The organism is Streptomyces sp. NBC_01478, assembly GCF_036227225.1.
Taxonomy (GTDB): domain Bacteria; phylum Actinomycetota; class Actinomycetes; order Streptomycetales; family Streptomycetaceae; genus Streptomyces.
Genome location: NZ_CP109444.1, coordinates 126,590 through 140,498 on the forward strand (window position 1 = coordinate 126,590; position 13,909 = coordinate 140,498).

General features: G+C 69.3%; 14 protein-coding genes. 7 read left to right on the forward strand and 7 right to left on the reverse strand.

Features of this window, described 5'->3' with window-relative positions:
- Positions 1–1,238 precede the first annotated feature (1,238 nt).
- The 3 genes from OG223_RS00600 to OG223_RS00610 all read left to right on the forward strand — a co-directional run bounded on the left by OG223_RS00600 (position 1,239) and on the right by OG223_RS00610 (position 3,860).
- The gene (locus OG223_RS00600; RefSeq protein WP_329240759.1) at positions 1,239–2,312 is read left to right on the forward strand and encodes a helix-turn-helix domain-containing protein; all 1,074 of its coding nucleotides are present in this window, start codon (positions 1,239–1,241) and stop codon (positions 2,310–2,312) included.
- A gap of 29 nt (positions 2,313–2,341) precedes the next feature.
- Entirely contained in the window at positions 2,342–2,875 is a 534-nt protein-coding gene (locus OG223_RS00605) for a sigma-70 region 4 domain-containing protein (RefSeq protein ID WP_329240762.1), read from the forward strand.
- 193 nt (positions 2,876–3,068) lie between these two features.
- The gene (locus OG223_RS00610) at positions 3,069–3,860 is read left to right on the forward strand and encodes an SAM-dependent methyltransferase (protein WP_329240765.1); all 792 of its coding nucleotides are present in this window, start codon (positions 3,069–3,071) and stop codon (positions 3,858–3,860) included.
- A 26-nt stretch (positions 3,861–3,886) separates the two neighbouring features.
- Here OG223_RS00610 and OG223_RS00615 read toward each other — a convergent pair whose 3' ends face one another.
- Both OG223_RS00615 and OG223_RS00620 read right to left on the reverse strand, forming a co-directional pair.
- Complete coding sequence (locus tag OG223_RS00615) at positions 3,887–4,789, reverse strand: DUF5753 domain-containing protein (RefSeq protein WP_329240767.1); 903 nt, start codon at positions 4,787–4,789, stop codon at positions 3,887–3,889.
- An 87-nt stretch (positions 4,790–4,876) separates the two neighbouring features.
- The gene (locus tag OG223_RS00620; RefSeq protein ID WP_329240770.1) at positions 4,877–5,113 is read right to left on the reverse strand and encodes a DUF397 domain-containing protein; all 237 of its coding nucleotides are present in this window, start codon (positions 5,111–5,113) and stop codon (positions 4,877–4,879) included.
- Between the two features lie 202 nt (positions 5,114–5,315).
- On the opposite strand from OG223_RS00620, the gene OG223_RS00625 reads away from it, so the two are divergent.
- A complete protein-coding gene (locus OG223_RS00625; RefSeq protein WP_329240773.1) occupies positions 5,316–5,861 on the forward strand; it encodes an ATP-binding protein in 546 nt (181 codons plus the stop codon).
- Positions 5,862–6,003: 142 nt separating this feature from the next.
- Here OG223_RS00625 and OG223_RS00630 read toward each other — a convergent pair whose 3' ends face one another.
- The 4 genes from OG223_RS00630 to OG223_RS00645 form a co-directional block, all read right to left on the reverse strand.
- The gene (locus OG223_RS00630) at positions 6,004–7,464 is read right to left on the reverse strand and encodes a UvrD-helicase domain-containing protein (RefSeq protein ID WP_329240776.1); all 1,461 of its coding nucleotides are present in this window, start codon (positions 7,462–7,464) and stop codon (positions 6,004–6,006) included.
- Entirely contained in the window at positions 7,461–7,943 is a 483-nt protein-coding gene (locus OG223_RS00635; RefSeq protein WP_329240779.1) for a hypothetical protein, read from the reverse strand. Before OG223_RS00635 ends, OG223_RS00630 begins: the two co-directional genes overlap by 4 nt.
- Positions 7,940–8,809 (reverse strand): DUF6083 domain-containing protein, encoded by an 870-nt coding sequence (locus OG223_RS00640; protein ID WP_329240782.1) that lies wholly within the window; start codon positions 8,807–8,809, stop codon positions 7,940–7,942. The genes OG223_RS00635 and OG223_RS00640 overlap by 4 nt, the downstream gene beginning before the upstream one ends.
- A 170-nt stretch (positions 8,810–8,979) precedes the next feature.
- The gene (locus tag OG223_RS00645; protein WP_329240785.1) at positions 8,980–9,243 is read right to left on the reverse strand and encodes a helix-turn-helix transcriptional regulator; all 264 of its coding nucleotides are present in this window, start codon (positions 9,241–9,243) and stop codon (positions 8,980–8,982) included.
- A gap of 188 nt (positions 9,244–9,431) precedes the next feature.
- On the opposite strand from OG223_RS00645, the gene OG223_RS00650 reads away from it, so the two are divergent.
- From OG223_RS00650 to OG223_RS00660, 3 genes are all read left to right on the forward strand, one after another.
- Positions 9,432–10,445: a hypothetical protein gene (locus OG223_RS00650; protein ID WP_329240788.1), complete on the forward strand. Its 1,014-nt coding sequence runs from the start codon at positions 9,432–9,434 to the stop codon at positions 10,443–10,445.
- A gap of 238 nt (positions 10,446–10,683) precedes the next feature.
- Positions 10,684–11,277 carry a hypothetical protein gene (locus OG223_RS00655; protein WP_329240791.1) on the forward strand — a complete coding sequence of 198 codons (594 nt, stop codon included), beginning with the start codon at positions 10,684–10,686 and terminating at the stop codon, positions 11,275–11,277.
- Between the two features lie 359 nt (positions 11,278–11,636).
- Positions 11,637–12,545, forward strand: coding sequence for a hypothetical protein (locus tag OG223_RS00660; RefSeq protein ID WP_329240793.1), 909 nt, complete (start codon positions 11,637–11,639; stop codon positions 12,543–12,545).
- A gap of 395 nt (positions 12,546–12,940) precedes the next feature.
- Here the strand turns inward: OG223_RS00660 and OG223_RS00665 are convergent, their stop codons facing one another.
- Positions 12,941–13,804 carry a nitrilase-related carbon-nitrogen hydrolase gene (locus OG223_RS00665; RefSeq protein ID WP_329240796.1) on the reverse strand — a complete coding sequence of 288 codons (864 nt, stop codon included), beginning with the start codon at positions 13,802–13,804 and terminating at the stop codon, positions 12,941–12,943.
- Positions 13,805–13,909 lie beyond the last annotated feature (105 nt).

Below are 13,909 nucleotides of genomic sequence, written 5' to 3' on the forward strand. Positions count from 1 at the left end.
CGCGGGTGTAGCCGGTGCGGCTCTCGTCCCGCACGGCCAACGCCGCCAGGGCGTCGCGGACCGGCAGGGTGACGGTCTCACCGGGGGGCAAATCGCGTGAGGAACACAGGTGTTGGGGGCGCCGAAGGAACGGCGTGGGCCGTCCCGGAGGAAAGGGCCGCCAGTGTGAGGAGCGTGGCGGCCCGCAGTACACACGGCGCGGGTGAAGCGCACGAGGGCTTCCGCTCGAAGATCGCGAACGGGTTGTGATCTTCGTAGCGGACCGCTCCGGCCTTTGCCCGGCGATCTGTTGGCCGTTCACCCGCTTGGGCCGAAAGTCACCCCGGTACCCGTACGCCCAGGAGCACACGCTTCTCTCCCCCCGCGTGGCGGGTGGGAGGCATCGTGGTTGAAGTCGGGCAGCCCTTTCCGGAGGGCAGCCTTCGAATTTGCGCAAACAGAATGGCGATGGAGGGCTGGTGCGGCAGGCTGATCCCCTCCCGCCCCGCAGGGGGTGTGCGCGGGGCGCGTAAGGGGAGGCTTAATAGGGCGGAATCCCAGTGCCGTGCTGCATTTAGCAGGAAGATCGCTCGACTGGTCAGTCGCGGTCACCTTCGGTCCGATTCGGGCAGACCTGAAAGCACTCGTGTGTTCGCCTCGCCCGTGTCCGGTAATTAGTCACCGTCGCGGCGTTCGAACTTTGCGCGATGAACCGTTTATATAGCGCCGGGTGTGACGGAGGTACTACCGTCCGTTGACGCGAGGAAACCCCGGGCAGGCTCGCTACCAACTCCGGGGTCCCTCATCGACGAGACCAAGAAAGGCAGGTAAGTGCCCCGTGCTTGACCCGTTTTCCGTCGCCGCTCTCATCCGGGCGGCAACTCGCGACGACGCTAGCATTCCGCGTCTTCCCCGGCATGAAACGCGTATCGCGAGTGCCTGGACTGTCACGGTGCAGGCGAGTGTGTTCCTGGCCGTTGTAGTGCTGCCTCTGATTCTGATCCTCGGATGGTGGACAGCACCTGCTACCACAGCCGTGGTAGCAGGTCTGTTGGCGACGATGCGTCAGTCGCGCTGCTCCTACCAGCGTTTTCGGCTGAGCTGAGCAGCCTTGAGGGTGGCGGCGAGCTTCTGGGCGCGCCGCCACCCGTCAAGGCGACAGCCAGCACTGCGGCTTTGGGAATGCCGAGTTCCTCTTCCAGGTGCGTAAGAAGTGACGCACCTGGGAGAGAAACGGCCACATGCACGTGGGAGGAACGATGGCGGGTACCAGCCCCCGCTATGACAGTTGCCGCTACTGCCAGGAGCGGTTTATCCGGAGGAACGGCCCCGGCCGGAAGAAGGAGTACTGCAGCATCGACTGCCGGCGCAAGGCGCAGCGTGAGCGGGACGGCCACCTGGAGCGGCAGGAACACAGTGCGCTCCCGCTGGGCCGGCGCATCGCGGAGGATCTGCAGGCGCTGTCCGCGGCACTGCTGGAGGCCGAGTACGACGCACGGTCTTTGACGGAACTGCTGCGCTGCGCGGACGAGGTGGCCCGTGAGGTGGACTACTACCGGGCTGCGGCGGTCCAGGATGCCCGCAATCTGGGTGCGAACTGGGAGCAGGTGGCCGATGCCGCCCGGGTGAGCGCGACGACGGCGCGCACCCGGTGGCCGGAGAGCCGGGTCAAGGAGCGGCTGAAACGGCGGGCCGGGGAGCGGGCCGCGGTGCGGCAGCCTTCCGTGCCCGTCGTGTCGGGGCTGGGTGACGCGGAGGGCAAGTTGCTGTCGCAGGCGGCCGAACGGGCATCGGTGAAGCTGGCCTCGGCGCTGTCCTATCTGCAACGGGCCAGCGGGCTGACGTTCAGGGAGGTGGCCGAGCAGACGTCGTTATCCCCGTCGTACATCTCGCGGATTCTCTCGGGTGATCGCACGCCGACCTGGCCGGTGGTGTGCACCCTGGTCGAACTGTTCGGCGGCGATCCTGCCGAGCTGAGTGTGCTGTTCGAGAGCGCGCACGGGATGGTGCCGCCAGGGCGGTATGCGATTCCCGATGCGGTGGCCCGTCTGCAGGCGGCGCTGCGGGGACTGCATCTGGCCGCGGGGCGCCCCCCGTTCGGGGTGGTACGCAAGGCCACGCGCGGGGCGCTGAGCACGCAGGCAGTCAGCGAGATCCTGGGCGGCGAGATGATAGCGGGCTGGGAACAGACGGCGGCGCTGGTGACCGCGCTGGGCGGCTGGCCGGCGGACGTGCGGCCGCTGTGGGAAGCCGTCCATTACACGTTCCTGCTCTGTCTCGACCCTCCGGAGAGTCCCGCACAGCTGCCCGCCGCACGTTCCGAGTCCCCCTGATGCTTCCCGTGCCCCCGGAGAGAGGTGCCATGTTCGTTTCCTTGCGCCGCCGCGGCGAGGTGCCGGTGCGGGCGTCCCGTCCGCAGTGGTCCCCCGGCGATGCCCCGCAGCCGACGATCGAGCTGGTCCTGCCGCTGGAGTACACGGCGTTCTGTCTCCTGCACCAGGACCGCTATCTGCACTACACGCGGGAGCGGGTGCAGGACGCGTGGATGAGCCGGCAGGTCGTGGAGGCCGTCCTGGGCAATCTCGCCACGATCTGGCCGACGGTCATCAGCAGTCCCCGTCCGGCGGCGGTGGCGTGGCGGCTGCTGGACGCGCTGATCACTTCTGCGCTGGGCGGCCGCCAGGCCGGGGCCGCGCAGCCGGCGGATGCGGTGCACCAACTGCTGCCGCGGGCGCAAGCGGATGCGGTGATCCTGCGCTGCCGGCTGGACTTGAGCGAGAAGGAGGCGGCCGAGCTGATGGGGGTCGAGGCTCCGGCGGTCGCATCCCAGCTGCGGATGGCGCAGCGGGCGCTGCCGGGCCGGTGGACAGCGGCGCCCGCAGGAGCACAGCCGTAGAGGGCCGCGCACGCCGGTGACAGCGAGCATCAGAGACTTGCTGTAGCGCACTTCGGGCCGCGGCGAATGATTCTACGAAGAACTATCCCGGCCGGGTGCGGCTTTCCTACCATGGAGTGTCCGCAGCATGCAGCATGCTGCGGGTGCCAAGACGGGGTGGGGTGCCGCATTGGAACGCGGGCGGGTGCCGCGGTTGGACGTCCTCGACGTCGCGTCGCCGAATCTTGCCCGGATGACGAACTGCCTGCTGGGCGGCAAGGATTACTATTCCGCCGACCGGGAGGCGTGTGAGCGGCTGCTGCAACTGGTGCCCGCCGCGCGGCATGTTGCCGATTCCGCGCACCGGTTCCTGCTGCGGGTGACCAGTCACCTGGCGCGGGAGTACAAGGTGCGCCAGTTCGTGGTCTTCGGTGCCGGGTTTCCCACCCCGGTGGCTGTGCATCAGGTCGCCCAGAGCATCGATGCGCGGGCGCGGGTCGTCTATGCCGCTGAGGATCCCCTGGTGCTCGCCCACACCCGGGCGCTGTGGGAGGAGCGGCGGCGCACCCTGGTGGTGCGGGCCGGCCCGCTGCAGACGGCGCAGCTGTTGTCCGACCCGGCGGTGTGCCGGCTGATCGACATCACCCTGCCGGTGGCGGTGCTGTTCGTGTCCGTGCTGCACACGATCCCCGAATCCGCCGCCCCTGCCACGGTGCTGGAGCAGACGGCCCGCCTGCTCGCGCCGGGAAGCCTTGTCGCGGCCAGTCACCTGGTCAGTGAGGACGCCGGCGTGCGGCAGCAGGCCGGTGCGGTGCTGCGGGAGGCTGCCGGGGGACGGTGGGGGCGAGTGCGTCCGCGCGCGGAGGTCGAGCCGTTCTTCGCCGCGCTGCGGCTGCTCACGCCGGGGCTGGTCGATATCGGCCGGTGGCGGCCGGGCAGTGACCGCCTGGCGGATGCCGGCGGTCGGGCGTGGGCCGAGCACGGCGGTGTGGGCCTGGTGCCCTGACGTGCGGTGTGCGGGCCGCCTGGAGTTCAGCTGAGGGTGTACTCGAGCAGGTCGAGGCTGTCGTGCGGGGAGAGCGCGGCCTGGGCCAGGCCGTCCAGGACACCGCGGTAGTGCTGGGTCTCCTCGGGCTTGTCCATGTACTCGGCGTCCCGCAGCTGCTCGAGGTAGACGATGTCGGGCAGAGGGGGAAGGTCGAAGCGCAGGTGCGTGATCGGGAAGCCGGCAGCGATGCAGCCGGGCCGGTTGAACGGTGCGATCTGGATCGTGATGTGGGCGAGCTGCGCCATCTTCGTCAGATGCCGCAGTTGTTCGCGCATGACCTGCTCGCCGCCCATGGGCCGGTGCAGGACGGCCTCGTCGAGAACGGCCCACAGACGGGGCGGATCCTGGCGGGTAAGGACGTTCTGGCGAGTCATCCGCAGCTCCACCCGGTCGTCGACCTCTTGCTGCGGTGCCTGGGGGTAAGCCTGGCGCACGAGTGCCTCAGTGTAGGCGGCGGTCTGCAGCAGCCCGGGCACCAGCTGGACTTCGTAGGTGCGGATGGTGGAGGCGGCCTCCTGCAGGCCGATCAGTTTGCCGCACCAGTCGGGCAGGACCCCGTCGAAGCGATGCCACCAGCCGGGCTGCCGGGAGATGCGCACCATCTCCGCGAAGTGGGCATGGGCGTGGAGGTCGGTGACGCCGTAGAGGGTGAGCAGGTCCTTCACGTCGTCGTGCTTGCAGGTGACCAGGGCACGCTCCATCCGGGAGATCTTGGCTTCCGAGCCGCGGATGGACCGGCCCGCCGCCTCCGCTTCGATGCCGGCTGCCTTGCGCAGTGTGCGCAGAAGGTGCCCCAGCACCAGGCGCAGCGCGATCGGGCTGCGCGCGGAGGCGGCGAGGTAGTACTCGAGCGTGAGGGCATCAACCGGAGGGGCGGGCGCGGGCATGGAGTCTCCTGTGAAGGGCAGACGACGAGCGTCAGTTTCGCAGGATGCCGTCCGGCAAGGGCCCAATTGGGCTTTTTCTGCCTGGCGTTAGCTGGCGATTAGGTCGAACTCGCCGTCCTTCGCCCCCGCGATGAAGGCCGCGATCTCCGCCCGCGTGTACACCAGCGCGGGACCGTGCGGATCACGGGAGTTGCGTACCGCCACAGAACCTCCGCCCAGTAAGGCCAGTTCGACACAGTTTCCGTCAGCCGTGCTGTGACGGCTTTTCAGCCACGTCACATCGCTCAGGGAATCCGCCGGGACACCGTTGGTGATCTGCACCATGTCCGCCTTCCTTCGACCCTGTCCGAATTTCTCTCAACTCTGGTCCGTGCCGTTCTCCTTGCTGAGTACAAGCGTTCTCTCCCCCTCTCGTTCGGATGCAAGTCACTGATGCAATTGCACCCAGGGCAGGGAGAGGCGGATACTAACCAGTCAGGGCAAGTTGCGCGGCCCGCAAAACTGGACGTCTTCGGGGGGATGAACAGTGGCAGTACACGCGGTAGAGGCACTCGGCCAGGCCGCAGGAACCGAAATTCCACTCCTATCTTCGAACCGTCGCCTGCTGGAGAACATCCCACTGGTCCCGCCCACCGCACCGGACTGGGGACTTGCGCTGGGAATCAGTACAGCCGACTTCGCTGCCCGGGCTTTCACCTGCGAGCCCACCAGTCTGAAAAACGTCCGCCGCTTCGTGCGCGAGACCATCAGCGCCTGGGGACTCAGCATGCTCGCCGACGACATGACGACGGTGGTCAACGAGCTCACCACCAACGCAGTGCTGCACGCGCTGGCCGGATGCGGCGACGCACGCAGCAAGGCATGGCTGGGCGTGGCCCGCACCGGCGGTGCGCTGGTATGCGCCGTGACCGATCCCAGTTCCGCTCCCCCTGCCCGCTGTCATCCGGAGCATCTGTCAGAAGCAGGCCGGGGCCTGCTTGTTGTAGAGGCTCTGACCAGTCAGTGGGGCTACGCGCAGACCGACCCCGACGGAAAAACCGTCTGGGCCCGCATCACCAACCCCCGCTGCTGACCGGCCGAAGGACAGTGTCCCGGCTCAACGCAGACCGCCCGCAGCCGCCTGGCAGACCAGGCCGGGTCTGCTCTGCGGAAGGCGGACCGGTTACACCCGCTTCGGGCCATGGCGAGTGATCCATGGAGAGCTGCGCACGGTGTCATGGCGATCCGTGTGGATGGTCGTGAATCCAGGACAGGCCTCCGAGGTCGAGGCGGGAGCGTGCGCGGGTGACAGCGACGTAGGCAAGACGGGCGTCTGCGTCGTCGATGGGTCCAGGTACGGCCCGGCCTTCGGCATCTTGCTGATCGGTGTCCCTGGGCGGGGTGAAATCATCAGCGATCTTCACGCGGGGCCATTCGCGGCCTTTGGCTTTGTGCGCGGTCGACACGGTCACCTGGGCGTGCTGCTCGGGCACGAGCCGAGCGACGGCGGCGAGGATGGCGTCGGTGCCGTGGGTGTCGACGAGGTCGACCAGGGGCTGCAGGTCGCGGCCGGCCGGGTCGTGGGCGGCGTAGTCCTGCAGTTCGCCCCAGGAGGGGAACAGGATCAGTTCGGGGTGGGTGGTGCGGCGGCCGTCTTTCAGGTCACGGGCGGCCAGGGCCAGGGCGCGCAGGCTGTCTCCTACCTCAACCAGCGCAACGCGGCATCCGGCGGTCATCAGGTCCATGACCTGGGCCATGGCGCCGACGTTGGTGCGGCACAGCACCGCGTCGGGCCGGGTGAGGGGGCCGAGTTCGGTGGGCACGGCGGGGGTGCCGGTCAGGCGGAGGGGGGCGTCGGCCAGGTGCAGCCACCGGTTTGCTTCTGCGGCGAGGAGGGGGCCGAAGCGGAAGGACTGGGACAGGGTCAGCTGGGTGCCGTCGAAGCCGGTCATGACGTCTTTGGCGCCGCGCCAGTGGTAGATGGCCTGGGCGGAGTCGCCGACCATGACGAGCTGGGCATGGTCGCGCTGGCTGAGGAAGACCTGTTCGACGACGGGGTTGGTGTCCTGGGCCTCGTCCAGGAGCAGGAAGTCGGCCTGGATGCGCGGCCGGGTGAGGGCCCAGATCTTCAGGTAGTGGTCGTGCTCGAAACGGACCGCGCCGTCGTCCGGGTGTTGCAGGTCAGCCCAGGCCTTGCGGGCGAACGGCACGATGTGAGCGGCGAGTTGGGCGTGCAGGTCGGTGTGTTCCAGGCCGCGTAGTGGCGGCACGTGGTGGCCGGTGATGGCTTCGTCCGCGGTGTGGCAGAAGCGGGTGACGGTGCGCAGCGTGGCGTTGGAGAGGGCCTTTGGAGTCACCTCGCAGTCGCCGATGCGGATGCCTTTGGTGATACCGAGGGCCTGTCCGGTCTGCCAGGCCGGACGGCGCGGCGCGTTCAGGCGGCGGCTGTAGCGGTGGCCGACGGCCGCGTAGGCCAGGGCATGCGCGGTCCTGCACTGGACGGTATTCGGGAAGCGGGCGCCTGCCGCCTGGGCGACGGGCCGGTTGAAGGCGAGATAGCGGCCGCGGCGCCGGGTGGCGTGGGCGAGGAGGGCGAGGGTGGTGGTCTTGCCAGTGCCGGCACCGGCCTGCAGGGCGAGGTGGTCGCCGGCCTGGAAGGCGTCGGCTGCTGCGGCCTGCTCGTCGGTCGGTTTCATGGCGTGGGCCTCTCGGGGAGCCGGGTGAGTGCGTGCCCGACTGCGGAGAGCAGGTGGGCGGGGGTGGTGTGGGCCAGGAGTTCGCCCACCTCCCGGTCCAGGCGGTCGGTCTCCTGGTCGGCGTGCTGGGCCAGGGCCCGGTGCAGGGCCAGTTCCACGAAGCACTCGGGGCTCTGGTGCGCGCGGCGAGCGGCGGCCTTGAGGGCTGCGTGGGCGGCGGTCGGGAGGGCGACGTTGAGAAGCACCTTGTGGTCGGCGTCGGGGTAGTGCGTGGTGATCACGTCGATGGGCAGCCGTGCCCCGAGCCGGTGGCGCAGCCTGCGGGCGGCCTGGTGAGGGGTCTTGGCGTGGACGAGGGCCATGAGGCGGGTGGTGTCGTGGTTGGCGGCGAGCGGCAGTACGCGGGTGGCGTCGCGGAGTTCGGCTTGGGCCAGGGGGCGGGTGAGCACGATTTCCAGGGCGTGGTGCGGCATCGTCATCCCCTCCCCTGCCGGCGGTCCGGGGGTTGGGGCAGTCGGGTGTGGATGTGTGCCGCGTGCAGGAGGGGGTCGAAGGGCTGCCATCCGGCCAGGGCGAGTTCGGCGGCGCCGGATGCGACGTGTGCGGGGCAGCGTTGGGCGCGCCAGCGCAGTTGTTCGCTGTAGGGGAGCTTGCCGAGGTCGTAGACGGCCATCAGGCCGTCGGGCAGGGCGAGTTGGCCGTGCTGCGCTGTGGCCGGCAGCAGTCTCCAGGTCCCGGTCGGGCCGGTGGGGGCAGGGATCGTGTGGGTGCAGCGGTGTCGGTGGCGGGTCTGGGCCACGCAGCGCAGATCGTTGAGGGGGCGTTCGGCGAGGTAGCGGCAGAGCAGGATCTGCACGACGGGGCGGTCGGGCTCGCCGGTGTCGGCATCGGTGACGGTGGCGGGTTGTGTGCTGGTGGCCGGGGCCGGGGTGAAGACGCCGGTGTCGATCATGCGGCGGGTACGGACGGCGAGTTGGCGTCGGATCGCTTCGAGGCCCGGGGCCGTGTGGCAGGTGGGGGTGCGGCGGGGGCAGAGCAGGGCGTGCGGGATGCGGCACCAGTCGCTGCCGTCGCCGTGTGGGTGGGCGATGCCGCCGCTCAGGTGCCAGCGGCAGGATTCGGGGATGTCGGCGGCGGTCAGTTCGCCGGGGTGCAGGGCGATGGGCCGCTGGTCGGTGCGCTGGTAGAGATCGATGCGGTTGCCGCACTGACGGCAGAGGTGGCTCTGGCCGGCGCGCAGCAGGCGGCTGGGACTGGTGCCGGCCACCCGCAGAGGTCGGGGGCGGCGGGCGGTGCGGGAGCTGCCGTCCCAGTGGCGGCCGGCGGGGGTGGGAGTAGGGCACATGACGAGGACCGTGCCAGGCGACACGCGGCGAAAGGTGCCGGAGCGGCCAGTATGTCCTCCGACCGGCCCAGCCGGAGCGAACGGACATGCGAACGAACGGTCTTGCGTTCTATGCCTGCTCGCCGGTTCGGGTGATTTACGGCGAGGTTCGCGAAGGGCGTGCCGGCAGATCAGGGGCCTTGCGCACCGGGCGGGGTGTGGTCGTCACAGAGGGGGGCCAGCAGGTGCTCGATGGGTACGTCGAAGGCGTGGGCGAGGGCGTGCCAGGTGGTGACGCTGCCGGTGGTGCGACCGTGTTCGAGGTCGATGAGGGTGCGCCGGGCCAGGCCGCTGCGGCCTGCGAGTTCGTCGAAGGTCCAGCCACGCTCGCCCCGCAGGCGCGCCAGCGTTACGCGCAGCGCGGTGAGGTCGGGGTCGGGCGGCAAGATCGTCACTCCACCATCCGACGGTGCAGGACCCTGCCCTGTCAGTGCAGACCTCTGCACTATCTGGCGAGGCGGGAGTGACGTTCACAGTGCAGAGATCTGCACTACCGTGCGTTCGTTCCGGCCTCCAACGGCCGGGCACCGACCACCGCGGCACGGACAGAGGGGAGGACGACCAGCAGATGAGGCTTGCCCGCGTGCATGCCGCAGTGCGGCGCATCTGGACCGTGGAGCTGCGTCCGCAGGCAGGCGGCCCCACGCTTGTCTGCCCCTCCTGCACCGCCCACACCTCTCCCCTCACGTCCTCCTCCGCACGGTCCGCCGCCCTGGCGCATCTGGCCTGCCACGCCCGCGCCGACGCGCTGCCGGTGTATCTGCGCAGCTGTCAGTGCCGGGCGCAGGGCTGTTCGTGGCATCCGCGTCACCGCGGATGTGCCGGGCCGGTACGTCTTGCCCTCACCCGTGACCGCGGCGGCCGCACCTGGCGACTGGCCGATGCCTGCACGGCCTGTGCGGGGGCGACCAGTCATACCTCCGTGGTGCCGGACACCCTGCCCGGCTCCACCCGGCCGCACTCCTCCCCCGGACCTCCGTCCCCTGCCCGCGTCGGTCTCCGCCCGGAATCCGACGAGCGGGTACGCGTGCGGGAGATGCTCACCTACCTCGGCGCCGCGCTGCCCCGGTTCACCTCCCCCGCCGCCCGGCTGCTGGGCCTGCAGTGCGCCCTGCGCGCCGACACCCGCGGCCATGTACGCCTGCCGGCGGGACTGCTGCGCGGCATGCGCCTGCGCGGGCACCGGGACCTGTGGCAGGAGTTGGCCCACGCCGGCTGGCTGGAGCCTTCGGGTCCCAGGTCGGCCCTCGTACAGCTGCGGCTGCTCGATGCCACGGTCCTGGAGCAGGCGCCCGGTCGCCGCGCCCGCTGCCGCGCCGCCCACTGGGCGCTGCATCCCGCCCCGCTGGCCCTGCCGGCGGCACCGGCCGCCCTGCGGCTGGCCGCTCTGGCCCTGGCCGCGCACACCTCCGTCGACACCGAACACAGCACCGACATGGACACTCTCGCCCGCCTGTGCGGGCACTCTCCGCAGCAGACCGGAGAACTTCTCGACCGGCTGGTGACAACAGGCACCCTGACAACCTGGCACCACAACCGGGAAACCGACGAGGCAGTCTGGCAACTGCCCCAGCCCCGGCGCACGAACCCGCCCTGAGGCAGGCCCCCAAAGGCACCAGACAGCATGGCCCTGGCCTCCGCGCCGAACAGCGGACGCCACTCAAGAGGAACAACCAGCTCCGCCTGTCCGTAATATCTCTAAACCAAGGCACGTTGCAGCAGTGGTGGCGTCCACCGGCGCCACCAGCACAGACAAAGAGGGATGCTGCCCCAATCCGGGACCACCCCCGCACACGCTGCACCACGGCCGCATAACCGAGGAAAGGTCAAGCGACATGTCCGAAGGCACGACTAGCACCACGGAACTGACATCGCAGTACATCGCCCAGGTGACCGGCGACCTCGAACGCAACCTCAAGGAGCAGGAACGCATCGGCGCGGAAATCACCACCCTGCAGGAGCAGTTGGCCGCCCTGCAACAGGACCACACTGTGCTGGTGAACATGCAGCAGGCGCTCGGCATCACGGAATCACCGGCCGAGCCCGCAGCAACCCCCGAGAGCGCCACCGCGCTCTCCCCCCGAAAGGACGCCGACGCCGACCCTCGCGGCAAGCGAAAGGCGAAGGCCGCGCCCAAGGCGGCTGCAGCGAAGACAGCCCAGCCCACCCTGGTGGAACTCATCCGCCGCCACCTCGCCGAGCAGAACGAACCGCGCTCCGCTACCGAAATTTCCACCGCGCTCGGCCAGGCCCATCCCGAGCGCGATATCAAGACCAAGGTCGTACGGGTGACCCTCGAAGGGCTCGTGGCCAAGAGCCAGGCTCAACGGAACAAGCAGGGCGCCTCGGTCTACTACACCGCCCCCGAGGCAGCGGAGCCGACGGCTGTGGCGCAAGCCGAGAAGCAGCCCGAAGACACGGACCGCTGAAGCCCAAGGGCAGCAACCGCACGGCCTCATCGTCCGAGCCCGCTGCCACCCCGCCCATCTGGATGGCGGTTACCGATCCTGGTGTGCCGAAACCCAACGATTGTCACCAGCAGAACCGGTTCGAGGCTGAGTGAGGCCAGCCGAAGCCGCCGGGTTGTCACCACCAAAGCACACGGCCTGGCACAACCACTCCCACTGCAGTCCTTCTGACACCGGTAGCGAAGATCGGGCAGCAGCGGCCCAGCCTTCGCCTGCCTGATCCCTTCGGACGCATCCATCTCGCTCTGCTGACAGCTGATGCTCTGTCAGTGGGGGGCGAAAGACTGCTTCCTTCCGTATCCGAACCGAAGGGAACAGCCGTGGCAGTGGTGACGAACGAGGTCGCGGTAGCCGATATGAGACGGCTGGGTCGTGCCGAGCCCCTGGAGCCCTACCCCGGCAGGGCGCGTGAGCCGTGGAAGTGCCGGTGTCTCAACCAGCACTGCGGGAAGATCATCTACCCTAACCGGAACAACGTGATGAGCGGGCAGGGAGCCTGCAAGTACTGTGCGCCCAACGCGCCCGTCGACCCCACGACGGCTGAGACCGTGATGCTCGGCCACGGCTTCGCCGTCCTCGTGCCGTTCCCCGGCACCGGGAAGCCGTGGCTGTCGAAGTGCGCCGCTGCCGGCCACCTGGTCGCCCCTCGCTACGACAACATCACGGGCCGCGGCGGACAGTGCCGGTTCTGTACCCACCGCGGGCCTGGCGACCCGGAGCAGGCGCTGGCGGACATGAAGGCAGCCTGCTTCACTCCCCTGGAGCCCTACCGGAATGCCAGTACCCCCTGGAAGTCGCTGTGCGACGGCTGCGGAACCATCGTCTCCCCGAATCTGAACAATGTACGAACCCGCGGACGATGCTGCCCGCGTTGCGCAAAGTACGGCCTGAACCCTGCCGCGCCGACATGGCTGTATGTCATGGCACACGTGGTCTTCGGCGCGGTGAAGATCGGCATCACCGGCCGCCAGGCACACGAAGACCGCATCGCCCGCCTTGAGGGATCAGGATGGACTGTGGTGCGGACTTGGCCGTTCGACACAGGCACGGCCGCCTACCGCATCGAACAGATCGCCCTGAAGCGATTGCGCGCTCAGGGGCACGGTCCGTACCTCACCGCCGAGCAGATCTCAGCCGGGGGTTGGACCGAGACCTTCAACGCCGCCACCGTGACAGCGGACACGCTGTGCCGCATGGTCACAGATGCCCTGACACAACCGCCGGCGTAGACACCCACCGGCATGCCGTGCCTGCGCCGGCTGTCGCGGGCGAGCGCGGGCCGCCGACGGTGTTTGACGACCCCGAATCCCCGACCCGCTTCAGCCATGGCGCTGGGTCCTGGCGACATGCGGCTGCCGCTGTGACATCAGCCGTGCGTCGGCTCGCCTGGGATGTGCGGGCAGATCCCTTGCCCATCCCTCTCGTGGTCGGCGAGGTGGAGGGCCAGTGCGGCGGCGTCCCAGATCTCCAGGTCGACCTGATGCGCCTGGGCGGCTTCGTCGATCAGGGTCGTGCCGTTTCCTGGTGGGCACGGCGGTCACCGTGAAGTAGATGACGCGGTCAACGGGTGTGCCCTGCCCGCAGATCGATGCGAGGTCCTTTCGGATCTTGTCGGCGCCCGCGTTCAGTGGGCGGGGCGCAGGGTGGGATCGAGGGTAAGACGGTTGTCGGTGGGATGGTGGCCTTCGGGACTGAAGGGCGGGACAGCGGCGGGGAGGCAGTCGGCGATCAGGAGGCAGTCGTACTGGCGGTCTTCGGCGCCGGCGGCGACCAGGGGCTCGCCGTCGGGGCCCCAGATGCCGGAGTTTCCCTGGTACTGCCAGCAGCCTGCCGGGACCTGTTCCCAGCCCCGGCGGTTGGCGTAGGCGATGAACAGCCGCCAGATGCTGGCCATGGCGGGGATGATGTGGCGGGTGGCGTCCTGGTAGGGCACCTGGCTCATGGTCCCGTCTGCCAGGCGGAAGTGGCCGTCGGCCGCCGTGGGGCCCAGCACGATCTTCGCTCCCCGCTCGGCCAGATACTGGTAGAGCGGCGGGAACTCGCACTCATAGCAGTTGAGGACGCCCACCTCGACGTCGTTCAAGGAGACGATGGGCGGCAGGTCCTGACCGAAGGAGTAGTTGCGTCGCTCGGCTGCCCCGTACAGGTGGGTCTTGCGGTAGTTGGCCGTCACCTGGCCGTCGGCAGTGATCACGCTGATGGAATCGTAGAAGAGTGCCTCGTCGCGTTCGGGATAGGGCAGCACCACAGCCAGGCCGTTCTCCTTGGCTGCCAGTCGGGCGCGCTCGACCGAGGGGCCCTCACGGTGTTCTGCCAGTTCCCGGCACTGCTCGGGGCCGATGGCGTAGCCGGTGGTGTACTTCTCCGGGAAAACCAGCGCCTGGCAGCCGTAGGACGCCGCCAGCGCCGTGACCTCGACCAGGCGCTCAAGGTTCTCCCGCACCGCCTCACGGCTGCCGACCGGCCCCTGCCCCTGGTACAGCGCCACCCGCAGGCCCTCGCCAGCGGCAGGAGGAGTCCGCGCAGCGGAGCGGGACACAACACGAACGGGCTGCTTCATCAACAGAGTAACTTTCCGTGATCAGCGATCCGC